Source organism: Rhizobium sp. SSA_523 (genome assembly GCF_030435705.1).
Classification (GTDB): domain Bacteria; phylum Pseudomonadota; class Alphaproteobacteria; order Rhizobiales; family Rhizobiaceae; genus Neorhizobium.
Genome location: NZ_CP129381.1, coordinates 859,943 through 882,347 on the forward strand (window position 1 = coordinate 859,943; position 22,405 = coordinate 882,347).

General features: G+C 62.6%; 20 protein-coding genes. 4 read left to right on the forward strand and 16 right to left on the reverse strand.

Features of this window, described 5'->3' with window-relative positions; all coding sequences use genetic code 11:
- Nucleotides 1-12: 12 nt before the first annotated feature.
- Genes QTJ18_RS05205 through QTJ18_RS05215 form a run of 3 tightly spaced genes read left to right on the forward strand, consistent with a single transcriptional unit; the run spans nucleotide 13 to nucleotide 3,417 of the window.
- Nucleotides 13-1,461, forward strand: coding sequence for a M81 family metallopeptidase (locus tag QTJ18_RS05205; RefSeq protein ID WP_252753075.1), 1,449 nt, complete (start codon nucleotides 13-15; stop codon nucleotides 1,459-1,461).
- The gene (locus QTJ18_RS05210) at nucleotides 1,458-2,660 is read left to right on the forward strand and encodes an MFS transporter (RefSeq protein WP_252753074.1); all 1,203 of its coding nucleotides are present in this window, start codon (nucleotides 1,458-1,460) and stop codon (nucleotides 2,658-2,660) included. The genes QTJ18_RS05205 and QTJ18_RS05210 overlap by 4 nt, the downstream gene beginning before the upstream one ends.
- A gap of 1 nt (nucleotide 2,661) precedes the next feature.
- The gene (locus tag QTJ18_RS05215; protein ID WP_252753073.1) at nucleotides 2,662-3,417 is read left to right on the forward strand and encodes a copper homeostasis protein CutC; all 756 of its coding nucleotides are present in this window, start codon (nucleotides 2,662-2,664) and stop codon (nucleotides 3,415-3,417) included.
- Nucleotides 3,418-3,436: 19 nt separating this feature from the next.
- Here QTJ18_RS05215 and QTJ18_RS05220 read toward each other — a convergent pair whose 3' ends face one another.
- The 7 genes from QTJ18_RS05220 to QTJ18_RS05250 all read right to left on the reverse strand — a co-directional run bounded on the left by QTJ18_RS05220 (nucleotide 3,437) and on the right by QTJ18_RS05250 (nucleotide 12,078).
- Entirely contained in the window at nucleotides 3,437-5,245 is a 1,809-nt protein-coding gene (locus tag QTJ18_RS05220; protein WP_252753072.1) for an ABC transporter ATP-binding protein, read from the reverse strand.
- Nucleotides 5,242-6,000 carry a DUF1028 domain-containing protein gene (locus tag QTJ18_RS05225; RefSeq protein WP_252753071.1) on the reverse strand — a complete coding sequence of 253 codons (759 nt, stop codon included), beginning with the start codon at nucleotides 5,998-6,000 and terminating at the stop codon, nucleotides 5,242-5,244. The genes QTJ18_RS05220 and QTJ18_RS05225 overlap by 4 nt, the downstream gene beginning before the upstream one ends.
- 3 nt (nucleotides 6,001-6,003) lie before the next feature.
- The gene (locus tag QTJ18_RS05230) at nucleotides 6,004-7,788 is read right to left on the reverse strand and encodes a gamma-glutamyltransferase family protein (RefSeq protein ID WP_252753070.1); all 1,785 of its coding nucleotides are present in this window, start codon (nucleotides 7,786-7,788) and stop codon (nucleotides 6,004-6,006) included.
- A gap of 22 nt (nucleotides 7,789-7,810) precedes the next feature.
- On the reverse strand, nucleotides 7,811-8,689 hold the full coding sequence (locus tag QTJ18_RS05235; protein ID WP_252753069.1) for an ABC transporter permease: 879 nt from the start codon (nucleotides 8,687-8,689) through the stop codon (nucleotides 7,811-7,813).
- Nucleotides 8,686-9,633 carry an ABC transporter permease gene (locus QTJ18_RS05240; protein WP_252753068.1) on the reverse strand — a complete coding sequence of 316 codons (948 nt, stop codon included), beginning with the start codon at nucleotides 9,631-9,633 and terminating at the stop codon, nucleotides 8,686-8,688. The genes QTJ18_RS05235 and QTJ18_RS05240 overlap by 4 nt, the downstream gene beginning before the upstream one ends.
- Before the next feature lie 72 nt (nucleotides 9,634-9,705).
- On the reverse strand, nucleotides 9,706-11,217 hold the full coding sequence (locus tag QTJ18_RS05245) for an ABC transporter substrate-binding protein (protein WP_252753067.1): 1,512 nt from the start codon (nucleotides 11,215-11,217) through the stop codon (nucleotides 9,706-9,708).
- Between the two features lie 114 nt (nucleotides 11,218-11,331).
- Nucleotides 11,332-12,078, reverse strand: a complete 747-nt coding sequence (locus tag QTJ18_RS05250; RefSeq protein ID WP_252753066.1) for a FadR/GntR family transcriptional regulator — start codon at nucleotides 12,076-12,078, stop codon at nucleotides 11,332-11,334.
- Nucleotides 12,079-12,317: 239 nt separating this feature from the next.
- Between QTJ18_RS05250 and QTJ18_RS05255 the strand changes: the two genes are divergently transcribed.
- Nucleotides 12,318-13,514 carry an adenylate/guanylate cyclase domain-containing protein gene (locus tag QTJ18_RS05255; RefSeq protein ID WP_252753065.1) on the forward strand — a complete coding sequence of 399 codons (1,197 nt, stop codon included), beginning with the start codon at nucleotides 12,318-12,320 and terminating at the stop codon, nucleotides 13,512-13,514.
- A 56-nt stretch (nucleotides 13,515-13,570) separates the two neighbouring features.
- Here the strand turns inward: QTJ18_RS05255 and QTJ18_RS05260 are convergent, their stop codons facing one another.
- From QTJ18_RS05260 to QTJ18_RS05300, 9 genes are all read right to left on the reverse strand, one after another.
- The gene (locus QTJ18_RS05260; RefSeq protein WP_252753064.1) at nucleotides 13,571-14,173 is read right to left on the reverse strand and encodes a biliverdin-producing heme oxygenase; all 603 of its coding nucleotides are present in this window, start codon (nucleotides 14,171-14,173) and stop codon (nucleotides 13,571-13,573) included.
- A gap of 216 nt (nucleotides 14,174-14,389) precedes the next feature.
- A complete protein-coding gene (locus tag QTJ18_RS05265; RefSeq protein ID WP_252753063.1) occupies nucleotides 14,390-15,136 on the reverse strand; it encodes an SDR family NAD(P)-dependent oxidoreductase in 747 nt (248 codons plus the stop codon).
- Nucleotides 15,137-15,138: 2 nt separating this feature from the next.
- Nucleotides 15,139-16,038, reverse strand: coding sequence for a carbohydrate ABC transporter permease (locus QTJ18_RS05270; protein WP_252753062.1), 900 nt, complete (start codon nucleotides 16,036-16,038; stop codon nucleotides 15,139-15,141).
- A gap of 13 nt (nucleotides 16,039-16,051) precedes the next feature.
- Nucleotides 16,052-16,996 carry a carbohydrate ABC transporter permease gene (locus QTJ18_RS05275; protein WP_489667209.1) on the reverse strand — a complete coding sequence of 315 codons (945 nt, stop codon included), beginning with the start codon at nucleotides 16,994-16,996 and terminating at the stop codon, nucleotides 16,052-16,054.
- An 84-nt stretch (nucleotides 16,997-17,080) separates the two neighbouring features.
- Nucleotides 17,081-18,391, reverse strand: a complete 1,311-nt coding sequence (locus tag QTJ18_RS05280; RefSeq protein ID WP_252753061.1) for an ABC transporter substrate-binding protein — start codon at nucleotides 18,389-18,391, stop codon at nucleotides 17,081-17,083.
- Between the two features lie 142 nt (nucleotides 18,392-18,533).
- The gene (locus tag QTJ18_RS05285) at nucleotides 18,534-19,601 is read right to left on the reverse strand and encodes an ABC transporter ATP-binding protein (RefSeq protein ID WP_252753060.1); all 1,068 of its coding nucleotides are present in this window, start codon (nucleotides 19,599-19,601) and stop codon (nucleotides 18,534-18,536) included.
- 105 nt (nucleotides 19,602-19,706) lie between these two features.
- Nucleotides 19,707-20,477: an SDR family oxidoreductase gene (locus tag QTJ18_RS05290; RefSeq protein WP_252753059.1), complete on the reverse strand. Its 771-nt coding sequence runs from the start codon at nucleotides 20,475-20,477 to the stop codon at nucleotides 19,707-19,709.
- Nucleotides 20,474-21,460, reverse strand: coding sequence for a D-erythronate dehydrogenase (gene denD, locus QTJ18_RS05295; RefSeq protein ID WP_252753058.1), 987 nt, complete (start codon nucleotides 21,458-21,460; stop codon nucleotides 20,474-20,476). The genes QTJ18_RS05290 and denD overlap by 4 nt, the downstream gene beginning before the upstream one ends.
- A gap of 52 nt (nucleotides 21,461-21,512) precedes the next feature.
- A complete protein-coding gene (locus QTJ18_RS05300) occupies nucleotides 21,513-22,271 on the reverse strand; it encodes a FadR/GntR family transcriptional regulator (RefSeq protein ID WP_252753057.1) in 759 nt (252 codons plus the stop codon).
- Between the last annotated feature and the right edge of the window lie 134 nt (nucleotides 22,272-22,405).

The following is a 22,405-nucleotide window of genomic DNA, read 5'->3' on the forward strand; positions in this document are numbered from 1 at the left end:
GGAGATATTTAAATGACCTATCGCATTGCCGTTGGCGGTATTCATACCGAATGCTCCACATCCTCGCCGGTGCTCATGCAGCCGGACGATTTCCGTGTCCTGCGCGGCAAGGCCTTGCTGGAGGCGGAGTATTTCAACTTCCTCCAGTCCGAGGGGATCGAGCATCTGCCGCTCCTGCACGCCCGGGCCGTCCCCGGCGGCCCTCTGGCACGGAGCACCTATGAGGCCTTCAAGGCCGAGTTCCTCGATCTCCTGAAGGCCAGCCTGCCGCTGGACGGGCTATATCTCGCCATGCATGGCGCGATGAACGTGGATGGCATGGACGATGCCGAAGGCGACTGGATCTCGGCTGCCCGCGCGGTGGTCGGCCCGGATGTTCCTGTCGCCGCAAGCTACGACCTACATGGCAATGTGACGCAGCGGATCATCGACCAGCTGGATATATTTGCAGCCTATCGGACCGCGCCGCACATCGACGTGCGCGACACGATGGTGCGGGCCTGGTCCATGCTGGTCAAAACGCTGACGACCGGCAAAAGGCCTGGCCTGGCCTTTGCTCCTATTCCCGTGCTGCTGCCCGGCGAGCGCACCTCAACCGAGGATGAGCCGGCCAAGGGCCTTTATGCGAGGCTGCCCGCTCACGATGCGCAGGACGGCATCTGGGACGCCAACCTGATGGTCGGCTATGTCTGGGCCGACGAGCCGCGCGGCACGGCCTGCGCCGTGGTGACCGGTACCGACAAAACGAAGGCCCGGCAAGCGGCCGAGGCCATTGCGCAATCCTATTGGGCGGCCCGCCAGGATTTCCGGTTCGGTCCGGTGACGGCGCCGCTCGAAACCGTGCTCGACATCGCAGAGAACACACAGACCCGGCCCATCATCCTGGCCGATTCCGGCGACAACCCGACCGGTGGCGGTGTTGGCGACCGGGCGGATGTGCTGGCGGCCCTGATCGACAGGGGGTTTTCGGGAGCCGTCATCGGCGGCATTACCGATCCTCCGGCGGTGGCGGCCTGCTTCGGCGCAGGCTCTGGCGCAAGCCTGACACTGACGATCGGTGGCTCTCTGGATCCGAAAAGCCCCAGCGTCACGACCGAGGTGGCGGTGGTCACGCTCGATGACCCGGGCGATGAGGCGGAGCGGCAGGCGGTTGTCGCGATCGGCGGCATTACGCTCATCCTGGCGGCCCGCAGGCGGCCCTATCACAACATTTCCGACTTCACCCGACTGGGCATCGATCCGCACGAGGTCCGGCTGCTGGTCGTGAAGTCCGGCTATCTCTCGCCGGAACTGGCGCCGATCGCCAATCCCAACCTGATGGCGCTGACCGATGGGGTTATAAACCAGGATATCGAGCGCCTGCCGAACAAACGCCGCCGCAATCCAACCTATCCGTTCCAGAAGGACTTCGATTTCACCGCCGAGGCAAGCCTCTCCCGTCGCTGGACAGAGACGCCGTGAGAACCACATTTCGTGCGACATGGGCCGATCCCCGCCTTCGGGTCTCGGCCTTTGCCATCTTCTGTTTCGGAACGACGGGGGCGGCCACCTCCCCCTACCAGTCCATCATCGGCATTCAGGAGCTCGGCCTCAGCAATTCGGGCTATGCAAGCCTGATGTTTGCGGCGGCTGTCATCAATGTGACAGCGAGCGTGATGATGGGAATCCTTGCCGACCGGCTGGGCAATTATCGCACATCGATCATCTATGTCTCTCTCTTCGGCATTGGCGGTTTCGGCCTTGTCTATCTTGCCGCCAGCGCGCCGGCCTTCGTGATTGCCAAACTCCTGCTATTGCCGATCTTCGGCGCGTTGAATTCCCTGATCTTCGCCAATGTCAGGGCGAGTTCGCGGCAATTGTCCTCGGCGGATCTGGCGGCGGTCAACTCCACCATCAGAGCCACGATCTCGCTCTCCTGGGTACTCATGCCGGGCGTCGTCGGCATCGTCCTGGCCGGCGCGAGCTCCATGCTGCCCGCCTATCTCATCGCCACCCTGGCCGCAGGCCTCTGCTTCGTCCTTGGCATCGGCTTTCTGCCAAAGGCCGAGCCTCTGGCACCGCAGGGCGACGCACGGCGCTACCGGTTTCTGTCCTCGCTCGGCGAAGTCGTCGTGCCGCGCGTCGCGCTGCGCATCGCCGCGATCGCCCTCATCTGTTCCATGCTGCATATCAATGATGCCGTGCGGCCGTTGATAGTCACCGGAAAGGCACAAGGCAGCGTGCAGGATCTCGGCATCGTCGTCGGCATTGTCGCCGCTCTCGAGATCGTCTTCATCCTCTTCTGGGGCAGAGCCGAACGCTGGCTGACGCCGGTTCGGGCGCTTGCCATCGGCGCCGCGCTCTATGCCGTCTATCTCATCCTTCAGGGACTGGCCACGGAACGCTGGCACATCTATGCACAGACGCTGATCAGTGGCTTTGCCGCCGCCGCCATCATCAGCCTGCCCATCACTTATCTGCAGGATCTGATTGCCGACCGGCCCGGTCTGGGCAGCTCGCTGATCGCGGTGAATATTTTCTTGAGCGCTGGGTTGAGTGCGGCGATCTTTGCGCTTGGCACAAGCATCGCCGGTTATGGCTTCACGTCGATCCTCGGCGCCGGCGTCGGGGGTTTGGGGATCATCCTGCTCCTCGTTCTCGAAACCCGCAAGAAGGCGTGACATGCAAGCTTCCTCCCCGCAAGGCAAACCCGTCCTGGAGATCTGCGTCGACAATGCGGAAGGGCTGTTCGCCGCGATCGAGGGTGGCGCCGACCGTATCGAACTGTGTTTCGCGCTCTCCGTCGGCGGGCTTACCCCGTCGCGCGGCTTCATGGAACTTGCGGGCCGGCAGCCCATCCCCTGCTATGCCATGATCCGGCCACGCGCCGGCAATTTTCAGTTCACGCCCGAGGAAGTCCTGGTCATGAAAGCCGATATAGATGCGGCCCGGGCCGCAGGCCTGACCGGCGTGGTGATCGGCGCCTGCCGGTCGGATGGGCGGCTCGACGAGGAGGTGCTGGGCTCGCTTTGCCGGCATGCGGCAGGGCTGGACCTGACGCTGCACCGGGCCTTCGACACCGTGCCGGACAAACACGAGGCGCTGGAAACCGCCATCAGGCTCGGCTTCTCCCGCATCCTGACCTCCGGCGGGCAACAGACCGCGATGCAGGGCATGGATCAGCTGGCCGACCTCATACAGCGCGCCGCCGGGCGCATCACAATCATGCCGGGGTCAGGCGTGCGGCCGGACAATGCTGCCCATTTGATCGAGCGGCTCGGCGCTTCCGAACTGCATGCCTCCTGCTCGTCCCGAACTGTCGAGGAGAACACGACACTCGTCGAGCTGAGCTTCGCCGCGCGCGAAGCCCTGAAGACAAGCGCCTCCTGCGTCGCGGCGCTGCGAAAGATCCTGCATGGGGAAGGAGCCGCCTGCTGACGCCCTCCTCTTGCAGGTCTCAGTCGATCTGCACCAGATGGCCGGGAGAGACCTCGCGATACTGGCGCGCCGGCGGCTCGTAACCCAGCGGCCGCACAGGGCTCTTCAGCTCTTCGTCCGAAACACCGCGCCGGATGCCGCGGCGCGACGGATCCGGAACGGGAACGGCGGCCATCAGCTTCCTCGTATAAGGGTGCTGTGGATTGTCAAAGACGGCAGCGCGGGGCCCGATCTCGACAATCTCGCCCAGATACATGACGGCGACCCGATGGCTCACCCGCTCGACCACGGCCATGTCATGGCTGATAAAGAGGAAGGCAAGGTTCAGACTTTCCTGCAGATCGAGCAGGAGATTGCAAACCTGCGCCTTGATCGACACGTCCAGCGCCGAGACGCTTTCATCCGCAACGATGACTTTGGGATCGAGCGACAGCGCGCGGGCGATGGCAATGCGCTGGCGCTGCCCGCCGGAAAATTCGTGCGGGTAGCGGTTCATCAGCGATGAGGACAGGCCGACGCGCTCCAGCAGATCGGCCGTTTTTTCACGGGCCTGGGCTGATGTCCCCATCTTGTGCTTCAGGAAGGGTTCCGCGATCGCCTGCCCCACCGTCATGCGCGGATTGAGGCTGGAGAACGGATCCTGGAAGATCATCTGGACGCGGCTGCGCAGTCTCTGAAGCTCGCCTGTCGAGAGTTCGCGCACATTGAAGCCATCAAGCGCGATCTCACCCGAGGTCGGCTCGATCAGCCGCATGATGGACCGGCCCGTCGTCGACTTGCCGCAGCCGGATTCGCCGACAAGCGAAAGGGTTTCGCCCTGACGCAGATCGAATGAGACATTTTCCACGGCATGCACCGCGCCGGTCTGGCGATTGAAGAGCCCGGAGCGGACCGGAAAGCGCGTGACCAGATTTTTGACGTCCAGAATGGGCGTCTGCTGCACCTTCGTCTTTTCCGGTGCGGCCGGTTCCACCACACTGCCGGTGGCCATATCGACGATCGGGAACCGCAATGGCGCATCTTGGCCGGTCATGGTCCCGAGCTTTGGAACTGCGGAGAGAAGTGCGCGCGTATAAGGATGGCGTCCGCGCTCGAAAATCTCCTCCGTCGGACCTGCTTCAACCGCATCGCCGCGGAACATCACCACCGTCCTGTCGGCGATTTCGGCCACGACACCCATGTCGTGGGTGATGAAGAGGACGGACATGTTCTCCTCATCCTGCAGCGTCTTGATGAGTTCCAGGATCTGGCCCTGGATCGTCACGTCGAGTGCCGTCGTCGGCTCGTCGGCGATCAGCAGCTTCGGCCGCGATGCGAGCGCCATCGCAATCATCACGCGCTGGCGCATGCCGCCGGAGAACTGATGAGGATATTCGTCAAAGCGGCTGCCGGCATTGGGTATACGAACCCGCTCCAGCATGCGGACCGTCTCCGCCCGCGCCTGCGCCTGCGAGAAACCCTTGTGCCGGGTCAGCACTTCCGAGATCTGCCGGCCGATCGTGAAGATCGGGTTTAGACTGGTCATCGGCTCCTGGAAGATCATGGAGACTTCATTGCCGCGTATGGCGCGCATCTCCTTTTCCGAAAGCGCCAGAAGGTTGCGGCCATTGAGGACGACTTCCCCTTCGATCCGGCTCGTCCCTTCGGCGAGCAGGCGCATGATCGACAGGGAGGTGACGCTCTTGCCGGAGCCCGATTCGCCGACAATGGCCACCGTCTCGCCCGGCCGCACATCAAAAGACACGTTGCGGACGACGGGCTTCCAGTCGGCCTCGCTGCGAAAGGCTGTCGTCAGATTGCGGACGGAAAGGATCGGGTTCTCGGTCATGACGGTATCCAGGGCGTGGCAAAGGAGGCGCTGTCGCGGCCGCTTCTGATGCGCTCCGCCTCCAGGCTGGCAATCTTGCGGTCGATTTCGCTGCGATCGATCATGCCGTGCGGATTGAGACGGGTCGGCATGGTTTCCGCCACATGCAGATAGCGTTCCTGCGCCACATTGAAGAGGCGGCGCAATTCCACCAGCGGTTCGTGATGGTCGTCGGCGCGGATGTTCAGCCAGGCGTAATCCTGATCGCGATAGATCACGAGCGCTGCCGATTGGCGACCGCGTTTGTCGCCACCGGCCGCCTCGCCGGCATCCATGGCCGCCAGAAGGCGTTCGGCGAATGGGAGGTCGGCCTGATCACAATAGGCCTGCAGCGTGTCCTCCAGCACCTTTGGACCGGACAACATGTTGCCGGCGACCGAAACCTGGTCGGACAGGATGTGGCCGGCCCAAGCGATGCATTTTGCGCCGGTGAAGGCGGCATTGCGGCCGAGTGCGTCAATCAGGTGCAACTGCCTCTGCGCCGCGCCGTCATCGCGCTCCGTCAGCCTGTCGATGATATCCTGCGGCACCTCGCCCGCGGCCAGGAGTGCCAGCCCATCCACGCCGTAGAGCGGGCTGACAAAGGCCTGCGTCGCCACGGCGCCTATCCCCCCGCGCATATAGGGGACCGCAGAGCCGACAGCGAAAAAGCGACTGGCCACCGCAATTCCGAGATGGCCGGTACCAGGATCACGCGCGACGATCGACCAGGTCATGGCTCAGCGTCCCACGGCATAGGCCTGCATGAGGCGCGGTGTTGCCGCTGCCCGCAGGAGGCCATCTGCATCGCGCCGCGCCGCCGTCAGGCGTCCGACGGTCCATTGGTCCGCCACCGTCACCTGATGCCCGCGGCGGCGCAGCTCTTCGATCGTCGCATCGCCGAAGCCGGCTTCCACCATGATATGGCCGGGCTCCGAGGTTCGGGGATAGAAGGAGCCCGGAAAATGCGTCGTGTGGAATAGCGGCGCGTCGATTGCGGCCTGCAGGTTCTTTCCCTGATGCACATAGCGGAGGAAGAAGGGCAACTGCCACTGATCCTGCTGGTCGCCACCCGGCGTGCCGAAGGCGAGGGTCGGACGGCCTTCGTAAAGCGCGAGCGAAGGGGTGAGCGTGGTGCGCGGGCGCTTTCCGGGCGCAAGCGATGTCGGCAGGCCATCCTTCAGCCAGAACATCTGCGCGCGGGAATTGAGGGCGAAACCGAGGCCGGGAACGATGGGCGACGACTGCAGCCAGCCGCCCGACGGCGTGGTCGACACCATATTGCCCCAGCGATCGATGACATCGATATGGACCGTATCGCCTTTCTTTTCCGAGAGATGCGCCATGGTCGGCTCATAGACCGCGCCTTTGCCGGAAAATTGCGAAAGCATGGCCATCGTGGCGTCCACCTGGCCCTCGTAGCCGGGCACAGTGCCGGGCCGCAGGTCCAGAGAGGCCTTGTCGCCGATCAGCGCCCGACGCGCTTCGTTGTACTCGTCGGAAAGCAGCGTCTGTGTCGGGATCTGGCCGAATTCGGGATCACCATAATAGACTTCGCGATCCGCATAAGCGAGCTTCATGGCCTCGACGACATGATGAACGAAATCCGGTCCATTGGCATCCATGCGGCCGAGATCGAAGCCCTTCAGCAGCGCCAGCGATTGCAAGAGCACCGGACCCTGCCCCCAGGCCGGCGTCTTGGCGACCGTCCAGTCGTGATAGTCATAGGTCTGGGGCGCTTCGATCGTGGCGGAATAATTCGCCATGTCCTCGGCCGTCAGCACGCCTTTGTGGCGATTGCCGCTGGCATCCATGACTTCGGCGGTCTTCAGGTAACGATCGATCGCCTCGGCGACGAAGCCGCGGTAAAAGGCATTGCGCGCAGCCTGAACCTGGTCTTCCCGGTTCGGGGCGGCCTCTGCTTCCGCAATGATCCGCTTCCAGGTCTCGGCCAGAACGGGGTTCTTGAAGTTGGCCAGGGCCTGCGGCACGCTTCCGCCGGGAACCCAGGTCTCGTAGGAGGTCGGCCATTCCGTCCTGAAGAATTCGGCCAGGCCCTGGATGGTGGCCGAAACGCGCGGCAACATCGGGTGGCCATGCTCGGCGTAATAGATGGCGGGCTCCAGCACCTCGCGCACGCTCATGCTGCCATAATCGCGCAACATCAGCATCCAGCCGTCGAAAGCGCCGGGAATGACGGTGGCGAGCAGCCCGTCACCGGGTATGAGCTTCAGCCCTTCGGCCGTATAGTGATCGATCGTGGCCTTTGCCGGTGCGGGCCCCTGCGCACAGATGACCTCCACTTTATCCGTCTTCCTGGAATAGATGATGGCCGGCATATCGCCGCCCGGACCGCACAGATGCGGCTCGATCGCCTGCAGGACGAAGCCGGTGGCAACGGCCGCATCAAAGGCATTGCCACCCTTTTCCAGAATGCTCATGCCGACAGCGGAGGCGATCCAGTGGGTGGAGGTGACAACGCCGAAGGTACCGAGAATTTCCGGCCGCGTGGTGAATTCAGTCATGGTCTAGCCTTTACTCAAGAAATCAATGTTCGCGCGGATCGAGCGCGTCGCGCAGTCCGTCGCCGAGAAGATTGAAGCCGATCACCACAAGGAAGATCGCCGCACCCGGCCACATCGCCATCCACGGCGCCTGCGAAAGGAAATTCTTCGCCACGTTCAGCATGGAGCCCCAGCTGGCGGCGGGCGGCTGCTGCCCAAGGCCGAGGAAGGACAGGCTCGCTTCGGCAATGATCGCCGTGGCGATCGTCAGCGTTGCCTGCACGATGATCGGTGCCGTCACATTCGGCAGGATGTAGCGGACCATGATATCGATATGGCCGAGACCAACAGACCGGGCGCCCTCCACGTAATCCTCCTGCTTCACCGCGAGGACCTGCCCGCGGGTCAGGCGGACGAAGATCGGCATCGCCGTCAGACCGATGGCGATCATCGCATTGCTCAGGCTCGGGCCGAGAAAGGCGGCAAGTGCGATCGCCATGATGAGAAAGGGCATTGCGAGCAGGGCTTCGGTGATGCGCGAAATGACAAGGTCCACCCAGCCGCCGAAATAGCCCGACAGGACGCCGAAGGGCACGCCGATGACGACGGCGATCGCGACGGAGAAGATGCCCGCCATGAGGGACGCCTGTGCGCCCCAGATCATGCGAGACAGGATATCCCGGCCGAGATCGTCCGTTCCCAGCCAGTGGGCAGCCGAGGGCGCCTTGCGGATTGCCGACCAGCTGGTGGCCAGAGGATCCGGAATGGGCAGGATGGGCGCAGCCAGGGCCAGCAGGGCGAAAAAGGCGATGATGACGAGGCCGGCCAGCGCGCTGCGGCTGCGCTTCAGCTTGCGCCATGCGCGGCTGCTCTCGCGCGATTGTGCGACATCTGTGCCGGCAGTCGGTTCGAGCACGGTCATAGGCTGGCCCTCAGACGCGGATTGAGCAGGACATAGAGAATGTCCGCAATAAGGTTCATCAGAATGAAGCCGACGGCGGTGCACATCACCACGCCCTGCACAACGGCATAATCGCGGTTGAAGACGGCATCGACGATCAGCTTGCCGAAGCCGGGAATGGTGAAGATCTGCTCCGTCAGGACGGCCCCGGCCAGAAGCTCGCCGAACAGCAGGGCGCTGAGTGTGATGACAGGCAGAAGCGCATTGCGGAAACTATGGCTGAGGATGACATCGCGCGGCGGCAGCCCCTTGGCGCGCGCGGTGCGGATATAATCGGCCGACAGGACGCCGAGCATGGACGAGCGGGTATGGCGCATCAGCGTGGCGGCGAGCGCCGTTCCCAGGACGAAGGCCGGCATCAGCATGGTCTGGAGCGAACGGACCGGATCGACGAAGAAGGATTCATAGCCTGAGGCGGGCAGCCAGCCGAGATTGACCGAGACCAGCAGGATCAGCATGATGCCGAGCCAGAAGTTCGGGACCGAAAGTCCCGACAGAGCCAGGATGCTGGCGATATAATCCACAACGGTATTCTTCTTCACCGCCGCGAGAATGCCCATGGGCACGCCGATCGCAAAGGCGAAAATCATCGACATGATGGCCAGCTGGATGGTCACCGGAAGCTTTTCGGCGATCAGCTCCAGCACGGGCTGGTTGGTGCGCAGCGAAATGCCGAGATCGCCCACCAGCACGCCGCCCAGCCAGTTGACATATTGCACCGGGATCGGATCGTTGAGGCGGTATTTCTCCCGCAGGAGCTCGATGACGGCCGGATCCCGTTCCTCGCCGGCCATGGCAAGCACCGGATCGCCCGGCAGGAGCTTCTGCAACGAGAAGACGAATATCGAGATGATCAAAAGCGTCGGTATCGCGACCAGCAGACGCTTTCCGATGTAAACAGGCATTGCGCCAATCCCGTTTTAGAACTTGAGAGGGGGACGCCGCAGGCTGAACTCTGCGGCGTCCGGAGGAAGACCTCAGCCTTCCTTCTTCATTCCTGTCAGGCGGATCATACCGTCCGGCGAGGGCACGAAACCGGTGACATTCTTGCGCAGGGCCCAGAGCCAGGATTGATGGCCGAGATAAATCATCGGCAGATCCTCGTTGAGGATGGCCGTGGCGGCATCGTATTTTTCCTTGCGCACCGCATCATCCGTGGAAGCACGCGCCTCGTTCAGAAGCTTGTCTACGTCCGAATTGCAGTATTTCGTATCGTTCAGCCCGGCATTGCAGGTGACGAACTGGTGGATATTGCCGTCAGGATCGACGCGGCCCGACCAGTCGGACCGGCTCAGCTGGTAGTTTCCGGCTGTCTGCTCGTTGAGCAGGGTCGCGAATTCCGTCGCCTTCAAGGTAACATCGAAGCCGGCTTCGCCGACCATGGATTGCACGATCTGCATCATCTGCTGCGCAACCGGGTTGTTCGGGATCTGCATCTCGACCGGAACACGGTCGAACCCGGCTTCCTTGACCAGCGCCTTTGCCTTTTCCAGATCGCGTGCGGGAACCGGGATGGAGGTGTTGAACCAGGGGCTGTTGGGCGGGAAAGGCTGGTTGCCGCCGACCGCCGTTCCCTCATAGACGATCTGCATCAGCGCATCGCGGTCGATCGCCAGCGAGAAGGCCTGGCGCAGGCGCTTGTCCTTGCCGAACGGATTGTCGGCCCGGGCACCGTTGCCGACATTGGCGTAGAGCGACATGTAGCCGATATTGACGACGCCTTCATAGGTCAGGCCCGCATCGTCCTTGACAGTCTGGGCGTCAGTTGCGGCCAGCCGCTCGATCATGTCGAGGTCGCCCGATCGCAGGTTTGCCAGGCGCACCGTCGTATCGGGGATCGGCAGATAGGTCACCTTGTCGATGAAGACATTGTCCTTGTTCCAGTAATCCTGGAACTTCTCAAGCACGATACGGTCCTGCTGCACGCGCTCGACGAATTTGAATGGTCCGGCGCAAACGGGACGCGAACCGAAATCCGCGCCGAGCTCCTTGGCCGCGGTCGGCGAGACGATCATGCCAGCGCGGTCGGACAGCTGGGCAAGCAGCGTGACATCGGGCTTCTTCAGCGTGAAGGTCACCTCCAGCGGGCCGGAGGCCTCGATCTTGTCAACCGAAGCAAGTTCGCTTTTGCGGCGCGATTCCGGCAGCGTCAGGTTGCGCTCGATGGTGCCGACCACGGCCGCCGCATCCATTGCCGTGCCGTCATGGAACTTGACGCCTTCGCGCAGGGTCATGACCAGCTTCATGCCGTCTTCGGACCATTTCCAGGCGGTGGCCAGCTGCGGGATGATCTTCAGTTCCGGCGAGACGTCGACCAGCTTGTCGCAAAGCGCGGTATAGACGATACGGCCGACAAAGGTGCGCGATTGCGCCGGATCGAGCACATCCGCATCGTCCTGCAAACCGATCTTCAGCTCGGCGGCATAGGACGGCAGGGCGCTGAGAACGCCGAGGGCGAGCGCCGTGGTCAGGCGCAGGATAGTCTTCATGATCATTCTCCTCTGATCTTCTGTTTTGCAGTTCACGGATGTCGGCTTGTCTCTCCGACTTTGATGTCTTGGCTGTCGTCTCCGGACGGTGTCATCTGACGCTGTTCCGGACAGTCACGCCGGCACGATAACCTCCGATGCCTTGGCGCCGGCATCATCCAGGCCATCATGCGAGGTTTCCCGGATCAGCCGCTCCTGAAGCATCAGCAGGTGGCGGCGCATGGCTTCGGCCGCACGTGCCGGATCACGTGCCGCGATCGCCTCGATGATATCCTCATGCTGCGCATAGGCGGCGCTGACGCCGTCGCCGCTGCGCGCCCGTTCGCGAATTGCCTGCCAGGCCTCGTCCTGCCGCACATGGTTGATCACGTCGAAGATCGTCAGAAACAGCTGGTTGCGGGCACTCTGGGCGATCTGCCGGTGAAGCGCGCCATCCCACAATTCCCGCGCATCGGCATCGTCGCTCGCCCGGATCTTGCGCGCCAGTTCGCGCATGCGAACCAATTCCGCCGGCTTGAAGCGCAGTGCAGCAAGCTGGGCCAGTTGCGGCTCGATGCGCAGCCGCACCTCCATGATCTCCATGAAATCGGTTCCGGCCACGATCGCTCCGACATCGGCTGCAAGGCCGCCCGGCCTCTGCCCCACGAAGGTTCCGGCCCCCTGGCGCCGCCAGATCTCGCCCTCCGCCTCCAGGACCTCCAGAGCGCGACGGATGGCGCGGCGGCCGACACCCAGCTTCTCGGCAAGATCGCGTTCCGTGGGAAGCTTCCCATCGGCAGCGAACGAACCGGCGCGCAACAGGTCGCGCAGCCGCTCGAGCGCGTAATTGGCATTGTCCGGATGGGTGACAGCAAGAACCATAATGCGAACCAATATTTCGATTGGTTCATCCTTCCTGCAAATAAAAGGCCTGTCAAGGCGAAACTGAAGGCAATTTTCTAACTGCACAAAGTTCATGCAGTCGGGTCCTGATAGGGCATGGCCGGAACCAATGGAGCGGCCGGCGCAGGCGCGACCGCAAAAGGCGCGTGCCACCATTGCAATCGGCGCGTCCAAGGCACATTTCGTGGCAGATTGATGGGGCGTGCCAGGAGAGACTGATGGATGCCGAACAGGGGCCGTCGCGGACGGGGAACGTGGCTGGGTTCGAAGCGATCGTCGCCTGGCTTCTGCGCGAGACGCATGGCGAACGTTTCATCGACAACATATTCGTCGACTTATGCGACCGGATCCGCGCCGTCGGAATTCCGGTCGGCCGGGCGACGCTGCATTTCCGCATCAACCATCCCGAATGGCTTGGGGCCCGCATCCTCTGGAAGACCGGCCTGCGCGAGGCCGATATCGAAATGTTCGAGCATGGCGTCGAGGAGACCGAGGCCTTTCTGCAAAGCCCGATGAACGCCATTCTGCAAGGAGCGACAGAGGTGCGCCAGAAGCTCCTCGACGCGCGCCCCGGCCCCTCCTATTCGCTCTTTGCGGATCTCGCGGCGCAGGGCCTCACGGAATATGTGGCCTGGCCCATGGAACACACGCTCAACAAGCGTCACATCGTGACCTTCTCCAGCGATGCGGAAGGGGGTTTTACCGACCAGCAGGTCGCAACGCTGCGCAGCATGGTGCCTATCCTCTCGCTGGTCAGCGAGGTGCGCATCAAGAACGCTTTGGCGCGTACGCTTCTCCAGACCTATGTCGGACCGCATGCGGGCGAGCAGATCCTCGCCGGGGCGACGCGGCGTGGCAGCGGCGTGACCTTGTCGGCCATCGTGATGATCTTCGACGTGCGCGACTTCACCGCGATTTCCGATCTTTGGCCGAGAGACGACGTGATCGACATGCTCAACCAATGTTTCGACGCGCTGGCCGAACCCATCGAGAGCCATGGCGGCGAGATCCTGAAATTCATGGGCGATGGTCTTCTCGCCGTCTTTCCTCTTGCCAATGAAAGCGCCCCGCATAATGCCTTCGAGGCCATTCTCGGGATCCAGCAGGCCATGGCTGGATTGAACGCGGTGCGGCTTGCCGCCGGCCAGCCCGAACTGGGCTATGGCATCGGCGTCCATAGCGGCGATGTCATGTATGGCAATATCGGCTCCACGAAGCGGCTGGACTTCACCGTGATCGGGCCGACGGTCAACATTGCTTCGCGGCTGGAAGCGCTGACCAAGACCACACATAATCCGGTTCTGCTGTCGGATGCCTTCGTCCAGTCCGGCAATCTCCACGACCGCGTCACCGATGTCGGGCTCTTCCCCTTGCGTGGGCTGGTGGAGCCGATCGAAGTCTACCGGCCTTTATAATTAGACATGCAGTACAGACCGTCGGCTTTCGGGAGGCGCGCCGATGCCGGCCCGCCTCAGCTGTGGATAGGTTCGCGGCTCATTTCGGCCTCGACACCGGCTTGAACCGTTGCAAAGGCGGAAATCGCGCCGGCAATGACTGCGTCTTCCGCCTCGGCCGGCAGCGCGATGGCATCGAGCGCGCCGGTGAAGCTGCGCCACCGCAAGCCCCTGCCGTCTGGATGTCCGGCCATGTGACGTGCGCCGAAATCCTCCGACAGGCCGAGCGATTTTTCCGCCGCCTTCAACAGGAATGCGGCGCCCAAATTGGAGCCTTCAGCGACATAGAGCCAGCCGAGCGCCTCCGACTGTCCGATCTCTGCTGCCGGAACCGCAGGCGGCGCGACATCAAGGTCGGCAAGATCCTGGCCCAGCGGGTCCAGGCGGCAGCGCGCGGCAAGATCCGGCAGCAGCCGGGCGAGCTTGGGATCCTGATAGAGCTCCGCCGTCATGGCATGCAAAGCCCATTGAACGCGCAGGAAGCGCCCGTAATGCGCCCTGCTTTCGAAGGGCTTCAACGCCATGATCGATGCATCGAGCCGCTCATGCGCCTCGCGCGTCAGGAGCTTCAGCTGTGCGGTTCGCGAGGCGTTGGTGGAGCGGTCGGCCGGAAGGGTCATCAATTCGTCTTTGAATCTGGCTGCAGGAGAGCCGCATGCCAAAGACGGATCGTGAGCCCGCCGCCGGCAGGCGACTGGGCCTTACATAGCGCGCAAAACGGGGCTCGACCAGTCGCGACGCGCGCGACACGTCATCGCGCCTGAAACGCTCTCATCCGCCGCCAGCGCAACGCTGATCCGGACGCCAGTCGAAAGACGCCAAACCTGACCAGGGAGTCAGTAGGTGGCGCGCCCACCGGAGAGATCGAAGACGGCGCCCGTGGTGAAGCTGTTTTCTGCGGACACAAGCCAGGTCACCATGGCCGCTGCCTCCTCCACCTTCAGGAAACGGCCGCGCGGGATCTTGGAGCGCATATAGTCGATGAACTCCTCCGACAATTGCTCCAGGATGCGCGTTTGCGCGGTCGCCGGCGTGATGCAGTTGACGGCGATGTCAAACCCCGCGAGCTCCTTGCCGAGCGATTTGGTGAGCCCGATCACCCCCGCCTTGGAGGCCGAATAGGCCGATGCATTCGGATTGCCCTCCTTGCCGGCAATCGATGCGATATTGACGATCCGGCCGTAATTTCGCGCCTTCATGCCCGGGACGCAGACGCGGTTAACATGGAAGGTGCCGATCAGGTTGATGTCGATGATCTTGCGGAACATCGCAACGTCATAGCTGTCGAGGGGTGCCGCCGGACCGGCGATCCCGGCGGAATTGACGAGGATCGAAACGGGACCGCGGGCTGCTTCCGTTGCAGCATGCGCGGCCTCCACAGCTTCATGGTCGGTGATGTCGACGACGACGCAATGCGCCGCACCGCCCAGACTGGCCCGTGCCGCCTCCAGAAGCGGCTCATCGAGATCCCAAAGGGTGACACGGGCGCCGGATTCGACGAAGCGGCGCGCCATGGCGAAGCCGAGGCCCTGTGCACCACCGGTCACGATCGCGTGCTGGCCCGTCAGATCATAGCTGTTCATGTCTATTCCTTCACGGCGCCGGTCATCGAGGAGACGTAATAATCGACGAAGAACGAGTAGAGAATTACCACCGGAAGCGAGCCGAACAGGGCCCCCGCCATCAGCGACCCCCATTCGAAAATGTCGCCCCGCACCAGCTCTGTCAGCACACCCACCGGCACCGTCTTGTTCTCGGACGACTGGATGAAGGTCAGCGCATAGATGAACTCGTTCCAGGAGAGGGTGAAGGCGAAGATGCCGGCGGAGATGAGGCCTGGAACTGCAAGCGGCAGGATGATCCGGGTGAGGATCTGCCACCGGCTGGCGCCGTCCACCAGAGCACTCTCTTCCAGCTCGAACGGGATGGACCGGAAATAACCCATCAGGAGCCAGGTGCAGAAGGGGATAAGGAAGGTGGGATAGGTGAAGATCAGGGCCATCCGGCTGTCATAGATGCCGATCTTGAAGACGATGAAGGCCAGCGGAATGAACAGGATGGAGGGCGGCACGAGATAGGCAAGAAAGATCATCAGCCCGACCGAGCGCGAGCCCGTGAACCTGATCCGCTCGATCGCATAGGCGCCGAGAACCGAGGCCACGAGGGACAGAACCGTCGAGGCCACTGCGACCAGCATCGTATTCCAGAGCCAGCCTGGATAGGAGGTCTCGAAAAGCAGATATTTGATGTGATCCAGGGTGGGTCCGACCACCCAGAAGGGGCTGTAATTGCTGTAATCCGTCAGCTGCGAATTGGGTTTAACCGCCGTGATCGCCATCCAGTAGAAGGGAAAGAGAAGGACGAACACGAAGACGGCCAGCGGCAGATAGATCATCACCACCTGTCGCGGCACGCTGTTGAGATAGGACATGCCCTGGCTATCGTCAGTCAGGACCGCATCCTGCGGCTTTGGTTTTGCGTTCATGGCGGGCTCCATCTCAGTCGCCTCCCCCCTGCTGCCATTTGCGGCGCTGCAGACCGAAGAAGGAGAACATGATTGCTGCAAGCAGGAAGGGGATCATGGCGACGGCGATGGCCGCGCCCTCGCCAAGCTGCCCGCCGGGAATGCCGCGCTGGAAGGACAGAGTGGCCATCAGATGGGTGGCATTGACCGGCCCGCCCTTGGTCAGCACGTAGATCAGCTGGAAATCGGTAAAAGTGAACAGCACCGAGAAGGTCATCACCACGGCGATGATCGGCGTCAGCATCGGAAGCGTCACGTAGCGGAAGCGCTGCCAGCTGGTGGCGCCGTCGAGCGAGGCGGCTTCCTGCAGCGAAGCCGGAATCGTCTGCAGGCCCGCCAGCAGGGAAATCGCGACAAAGGGAATGCCGCGCCAGACATTGGCGGCGATGACGGAGGCCCGCGCGGTATTGGGATCGCCCAGGAAATTGATCGGCGCATCGATGATGCCCATCTCCATCAGCGACCAGGACACGATGGAAAACTGCGAATCGTAGATCCACCAGAAGGCCAGTGCCGAAAGGACCGTGGGCACGACCCAAGGCAGAAGCACGATGGCCCGGAAAAACGACTTGAACGGCAGATACTGGTTCAGCAAGAGCGCCAGCCAGAGGCCAAGGGCGAATTTCAGCACCGAAGCGACAACGGTGTAGAGGATGGTGTTGAAGACGGACAGCCAGAAGACGCTGTCGTCCCAGAGGAATTCGTAATTCTCCAGCCCGATGAACACGCCGTCGCGGCCGATGCGCGTATCGGTAAAGCCGAGCCAGACCCCGAGACCAAGCGGATAGGTCAGGAAGAACAGGAGAAAGACGGCCGCCGGCAGCATGAAAAGAATGCCGAGGACGTCTCGATTGTTGGTCATCCTCGACCAGAGCGATCGCTCCGGCAAGGCGGTATCCGTCTGGGGTGTCAAGCTCATGGACATCCAAGCTCCGGGCAATGGGACGGGGCAGGAGCGCGGCCAGGCACAGCCTGCCGCACTCCGGTTCTTTCTTCGGCCGGATCAGACCCGGTAATAGCGGTTGGCGCGCTTTTCGGCCTGTGCCATCGCATCCTCCGGCGTTGCCGCACCCGTCACCGCGGATGCGAACATGTCGACCAGGACGTAATCCGCCATCACCGCCGCCGAGGCGTAGCCGAGCGGGCCGGCATAACCATTCGGACGCAGCGTCTCGGACGCCTTGGCGTAAGGCGCGTGGATCGGATTTTCCGTCCAGACCGGATTGCTGGCAAAGGCCTTCAGCGGCTGGCAGCAATAGGCGCTGGATCCCTTGATCCACGCATTCATCTGTTCGGCTTCCATCATGAACTTGATGTAGGCCTTGGCGGCTTCGGGATATTTGGTGTGCTTGAACAGCAGCATCGAACTCGTCTGATGCAGCTCCACGCTCTTGCCCACCGGACCGACGGGGAAGTTCGTGCTGCGCATGTCCTCGGCGATCTCGGCAAGCTTCGGATCGTTTTTCGCCGCATAATAGATCGAGACGCCATTGGCCGTCAGCGATACCTGTCCGGCCAGGAAGGCGCGGTTATTGTTGATGTCGAGCCAGCTTTCCGTGCCGGGAATGAAGGTCGCGTACAGATCCTTGGCATATTTGAGCGCGGCCAGCGTTTCGGGCGAGTTGATGGCCACTTTGCCGCTCTCGTCCACCATCATGCCGCCATGGCTCCAGAGCAGCCAATGGGCATAATTGTTGCCGTCACCGACAGCCTTGCCATGCGGGAAGCCGGCGGGCGTGCCCTTCGCCTTCATCGCCTTGGTCAGCTCCAGGAAACCGGCCGTATCCTTCGGGAACTCGCTGAAGCCGGCTGCCTTCATGTGGCTGTCGCGATAGACCACCGCATTGCCGATCGCCGTCAGCGGCATGGCGATGAACTTGTTGTCGCGGGTGGCATAGCCCTTCAGGCCGTCATAGAAGCCGCCATATTTGCCTTCGAGATAGGTTCCGAGATCCGTCAGGTCGACCAGCTTGTCGGGATATTGATGCGCATCGTCGAACCAGCACATGACGAGGTCCGGACCGGAACCGACATTGGCGGCAACGGCGGCCTTGGGACGGATATCCTCCCAGCTCTCCTTGTCCACCCGCACCTCGACACCCGTTGCCTCGGTGAACTTCTTGGTGTTGGCAAGCCAGGCTTCCTCGTCGCCCTTGACGAAGGGCGTCCAGCGCAGCAGGCGCAGGCTCGCTCCCTGTTCGGGCTTGTACATCGGCTCCGCCGCAAAGCTTGGCCGCAGGCCCATTCCGGTCAGACCGGATGCACCCACAAGCCCCGCCGTTCCGGCCAGGAAAGTTCTTCTCTTGATGGTCATGATCTTCCTCCTCCAAAATCGGGACCCTGGATTGAAAGGCAGCCGCTGTCCCGAGCGGCGGATGCCGGCTTTTCACCTTCGATGACCGCGAATTGCAGGGCGGCTCCTCTTCCGCCTGCAACCTGCGATTTGCCTCAGCGGGTCAGCCCTTGAGCCTTTCTCCGCTTGCCTCGTCGAAGAGATGAACATTGACGGGATCGATCTCGATCGAGATGGTTTCGCCGGGCCGCACCTCGACCCGCTCGCGGAACACGCATGTCATTTCCGAACCGCCGAAATTAACGACAATCTGCGTCTCGTAGCCGGTCGGTTCGATCACCACGACTTCCGCCAGGAAGCCGTTCGGCTGCAGGCGGATGTATTCGGGCCGAAGACCATAGACGAGAGCCTTGCCGACGGCCGACGGATAGGCCTTGCCGAGCGGCAGGCGCGTGCCGTCGCTCGCCACGAAGATCGCCGGATTTTCGCCATCGAGCCTGCCCTTGATCATGTTCATGGCGGGCGAGCCGATGAAGCCGGCGACGAAAAGATTGTTGGGATGGTCATAGAGCTCGAGCGGCGTTCCCACCTGCTCGACGCGGCCATCATGCATGACGACGATCTTGTCCGCCATGGTCATGGCTTCGATCTGGTCATGCGTCACATAGACCGTCGTGGTCTTCAGCCGGTGGTGCAATTCCTTGATCTCGGCGCGCATGGCAACGCGCAGCTTCGCGTCGAGATTGGAGAGCGGCTCGTCGAACAGAAAGACCTGCGGATCGCGCACAATGGCTCGGCCCATGGCAACGCGCTGCCGCTGGCCGCCGGACAATTGCCGCGGATAGCGATCCAGCAGGTTGGTGAGCCCCAATATGCCCGCCGCGTAATTGACCCGCTTGTCGATCTCGGCCTGCGGAGCCGAACCGAGCATCAGCGAGAATGCCATGTTCTTGGCCACTGTCATATGCGGATAGAGCGCATAATTCTGGAAGACCATGGCAATGTCGCGTTCCTTGGGTGGAAGGTTGTTGACCGTCCTGCCGCCGATCCGGATTTCGCCGCCGGAAATGTTTTCCAGCCCTGCGAGCATGCGCAACAGGGTGGACTTGCCGCATCCCGACGGACCGACGAGGATGACGAATTCGCCATCCTGGATGTCGATGCTGACCCCCTTGATGACCGGAAAGGCGCCGAAGGATTTCTTCACCTCGGCGAATTGAACAGTGGCCATGCGTCTCCTCCCAGAGTGCAATCCAGATTGTCTGTCGCTTGCTCATCGCCGATGCTGCGGGCTCCTCAACACCGCTGCATCGCCGCCGAGCGGCAGTCCCGGCCGCTAACCGCGGCCGACAAAAGGCATTTTCGTCGCCATCACGGTCATCGTCAAAACATTGGCGTCAAGCGGCAGGCTCGCCATGTAGACGACGGCATTGGCAATATGCATCGGATCGATCGTCGGTTCGGCCGCGATCGACCCGTTGGCCTGGATAACCCCTGTTGCTATCCGCTTTGTCATGTCGGTCCCGGCATTGCCGATATCGATCTGGCCGCAGGCGATATCGAAATCGCGGCCATCGAGCGCCGTCGATTTCGTCAGGCCGGTTATCGCATGCTTGGTCGCCGTATAAGGCGAGGAATTCGGACGCGGCGTGGTCGCCGAGATCGAGCCATTGTTGATGATCCGCCCGCCGCGGGGGCTTTGCGCCTTCATGATCCTGAAAGCCGCCTGCGTGCAGAGAAAGGCGCCGGTCAGATTGGCGCTGACAACGGCATTCCACTGCTCGAAGGTGACATCCTCCAGGGCGACGCCCGGTGCACTCATGCCGGCATTGTTGACAAGCAGATCCAGCCGTCCATGGCGCTCGACGATCGCCTCGAACAGGCTCCTGACGGAGGCCGGATCCCCGACATCGGCGGCAATGGCTTCGACCGATCCCCCGGCTCCCGCCGGAATGGCGGCGGCAGCCTCTTCCAGAACGGGTGCCCGGCGCCCGGAAATGATGACGCGGTAACCGGCTTCAGCCAGTGCCGTCGCGATGGCTTTACCCACTCCGGTACCGCCGCCGGTGACGAGGGCGATGCGATTTGTCCCGCCGGCTTCGGTCATGGCAGCGACCCTCCCAGTTCATCCTCGATATGGATGCGTATGATGTCGTCGAAGGTCTTTTCCGCCTTGAAGCCAAGGCTCTCGGCGCGGCCGGCATCGAAATTGGTCGGCCAGCCCGCCACGATCTTCTCGATCACCGGGTCAGTCTGGCGGCGGATCAGCGAGACGGCCTTGTCGCCCGCAACCCGGCGCAGCGCCTCGATCTCCTCGCCGACCAGCGCCGAAAGCCCCGGCATTGTGAGGTTGCGCCGCGGGCCGATCAGGCTCGTATCCATGCTCGCCGCGTGCAGAAAGAAGCCGACCGCCGCACGCGGACTGGCAAACCAGTGACGCACATCCTCCGACACCGGAAGAATGGCCTCCCTGCCCGATAGCGGCTCACGGAGAATATTGGAAAAGAAGCCGGAGGCGGCCTTGTTGGGCGTTCCCGGGCGCACGCAAATGGTGGGCAGGCGCAGTCCGACACCATCGAAAATGCCGCGGCGCGTGTAATCGGCCAGCAGCAATTCGCAGATGGCTTTCTGCGTGCCGTAGCTGGTCAGGGGTGTGGTGAAGAAATCCTCGGCGATGACCTCGCGGAAGGGTGCGCCGAAGACGGCAATGGAGGAGGCGAAAATGACGCGGGGGCAATAGGCGTCGCGCAGCCCTTCCTGCCGGATGGCATCAAACAGCATCCGGCTTCCATCCAGATTGACCGCGTAGCCCTTGTCGAAATCCGCCTCGGCCTCGCCTGATACGACGGCTGCGAGATGCACGACAAGATCCGGCCGGCCACGGATCAGGCCCTCAGCCGTGCCGGGCGCCGAAAGATCCACCGTCTGTGTTGTCGTGATCGCCCGGAGTGCAGAGGGCACTGGCGGTTCGAAGGCGTCGGCCAGCGTCAGGCGCGTGATCTCGCCGTGAAGCGCCTGCGGCTCGCTTGCCAGTCTTTCCACCAGTTTGCGCCCCACCATACCCGCGGCGCCGATTACCAAGACATGCATTCCGGCCTTCCTCCCTGCCGTTATCCGTCCAGTTCCTGAATTCACATGCCGTCTAGCGGTCGCCTCGCCTTTCAAGCGGCGGCGATTCCCGCATGGCCCGCGTCGTCTCGTAGATACGCGTCAGATGAGATTTGAAAGCGTCCACGACCTTCGCCTTGTCGCGCCGGCGAAGCGCGCTGACGATGGCCACATGGTCGTCATAGCTGTTTTGCGTGGCACCCGGCACGGCCATCGCCTGACGGCGGTGATCCATGAGGTAACCATAGAGATCGATGACGAAATCCCTCAGCAAGGGATTGCAGCAGGCGCGGTAGATGGCCAGGTGAAATTCCCGGTCGCAGATCAGGAAGCGCATTGTATCATTGCCAAGGCGCCGCTGGGTCTCCAGAAGCGCATCGAGCTTTTCAAGCGTTGCCTCGTCGATGCCGTCCACCGCCTGCGCCACGACATCCAGTTCGACTAGCAGGCGCGCCTCATGCACGGCATCCAGATCGTAGCGGTCGATGGCGCCGGAGGTGGTGATGGTGATCGGCAGATCGCTGAGATCAACCTTGGCGACGCGGCTGCGGCTGCCCTGCGAGACTTCAATGAAACCTTTGCCGGCGAGAATGTGGATTGCGCCGCGCACCGTCTCCCGGCTGACATTGAGGACATGCGCCAGATCGCGCTCGCCCGGCAGTTCGTCGCCGGGCTGCAGCATTCCGGTGGCAATCAGCGTGGTCAGTTTGTCGGCAACAATGTCGCGCGCGGTGTGGCGGCTTATGGCCCCACCCAATGCGGGTACATGTGTCAGAATGCCGTCGGTCTTCATGCCCCGCCATCCTTGCCTTGCCCGCCAGTTCCGACCGCGCAACTGAGCGCAACTGGTCTGCTGGACAGACCACCGGATAGGTTCGTAGCAAGCGCTCCCGGAGCGGTCAACGGGGATTCGTCGCTGCAGCGCAG

What these genes read in the sequence shown, in the direction of transcription:
- QTJ18_RS05205 (WP_252753075.1), top strand. Translation starts at nt 13, where the DNA reads ATGACCTATCGCATTGCCGTTGGCGGTATTCATACCGAATGCTCCACA.
- QTJ18_RS05215 (WP_252753073.1), top strand. Translation starts at nt 2,662, where the DNA reads ATGCAAGCTTCCTCCCCGCAAGGCAAACCCGTCCTGGAGATCTGCGTC.
- QTJ18_RS05220 (WP_252753072.1), bottom strand. Translation starts at nt 5,245, where the DNA reads ATGACCGAGAACCCGATCCTTTCCGTCCGCAATCTGACGACAGCCTTT.
- QTJ18_RS05225 (WP_252753071.1), bottom strand. Translation starts at nt 6,000, where the DNA reads ATGACCTGGTCGATCGTCGCGCGTGATCCTGGTACCGGCCATCTCGGA.
- QTJ18_RS05230 (WP_252753070.1), bottom strand. Translation starts at nt 7,788, where the DNA reads ATGACTGAATTCACCACGCGGCCGGAAATTCTCGGTACCTTCGGCGTT.
- QTJ18_RS05235 (WP_252753069.1), bottom strand. Translation starts at nt 8,689, where the DNA reads ATGACCGTGCTCGAACCGACTGCCGGCACAGATGTCGCACAATCGCGC.
- QTJ18_RS05240 (WP_252753068.1), bottom strand. Translation starts at nt 9,633, where the DNA reads ATGCCTGTTTACATCGGAAAGCGTCTGCTGGTCGCGATACCGACGCTT.
- QTJ18_RS05245 (WP_252753067.1), bottom strand. Translation starts at nt 11,217, where the DNA reads ATGAAGACTATCCTGCGCCTGACCACGGCGCTCGCCCTCGGCGTTCTC.
- QTJ18_RS05250 (WP_252753066.1), bottom strand. Translation starts at nt 12,078, where the DNA reads ATGGTTCTTGCTGTCACCCATCCGGACAATGCCAATTACGCGCTCGAG.
- QTJ18_RS05255 (WP_252753065.1), top strand. Translation starts at nt 12,318, where the DNA reads ATGGATGCCGAACAGGGGCCGTCGCGGACGGGGAACGTGGCTGGGTTC.
- QTJ18_RS05260 (WP_252753064.1), bottom strand. Translation starts at nt 14,173, where the DNA reads ATGACCCTTCCGGCCGACCGCTCCACCAACGCCTCGCGAACCGCACAG.
- QTJ18_RS05265 (WP_252753063.1), bottom strand. Translation starts at nt 15,136, where the DNA reads ATGAACAGCTATGATCTGACGGGCCAGCACGCGATCGTGACCGGTGGT.
- QTJ18_RS05270 (WP_252753062.1), bottom strand. Translation starts at nt 16,038, where the DNA reads ATGAACGCAAAACCAAAGCCGCAGGATGCGGTCCTGACTGACGATAGC.
- QTJ18_RS05275 (WP_489667209.1), bottom strand. Translation starts at nt 16,996, where the DNA reads ATGAGCTTGACACCCCAGACGGATACCGCCTTGCCGGAGCGATCGCTC.
- QTJ18_RS05280 (WP_252753061.1), bottom strand. Translation starts at nt 18,391, where the DNA reads ATGACCATCAAGAGAAGAACTTTCCTGGCCGGAACGGCGGGGCTTGTG.
- QTJ18_RS05285 (WP_252753060.1), bottom strand. Translation starts at nt 19,601, where the DNA reads ATGGCCACTGTTCAATTCGCCGAGGTGAAGAAATCCTTCGGCGCCTTT.
- QTJ18_RS05290 (WP_252753059.1), bottom strand. Translation starts at nt 20,477, where the DNA reads ATGACCGAAGCCGGCGGGACAAATCGCATCGCCCTCGTCACCGGCGGC.
- denD (WP_252753058.1), bottom strand. Translation starts at nt 21,460, where the DNA reads ATGCATGTCTTGGTAATCGGCGCCGCGGGTATGGTGGGGCGCAAACTG.
- QTJ18_RS05300 (WP_252753057.1), bottom strand. Translation starts at nt 22,271, where the DNA reads ATGAAGACCGACGGCATTCTGACACATGTACCCGCATTGGGTGGGGCC.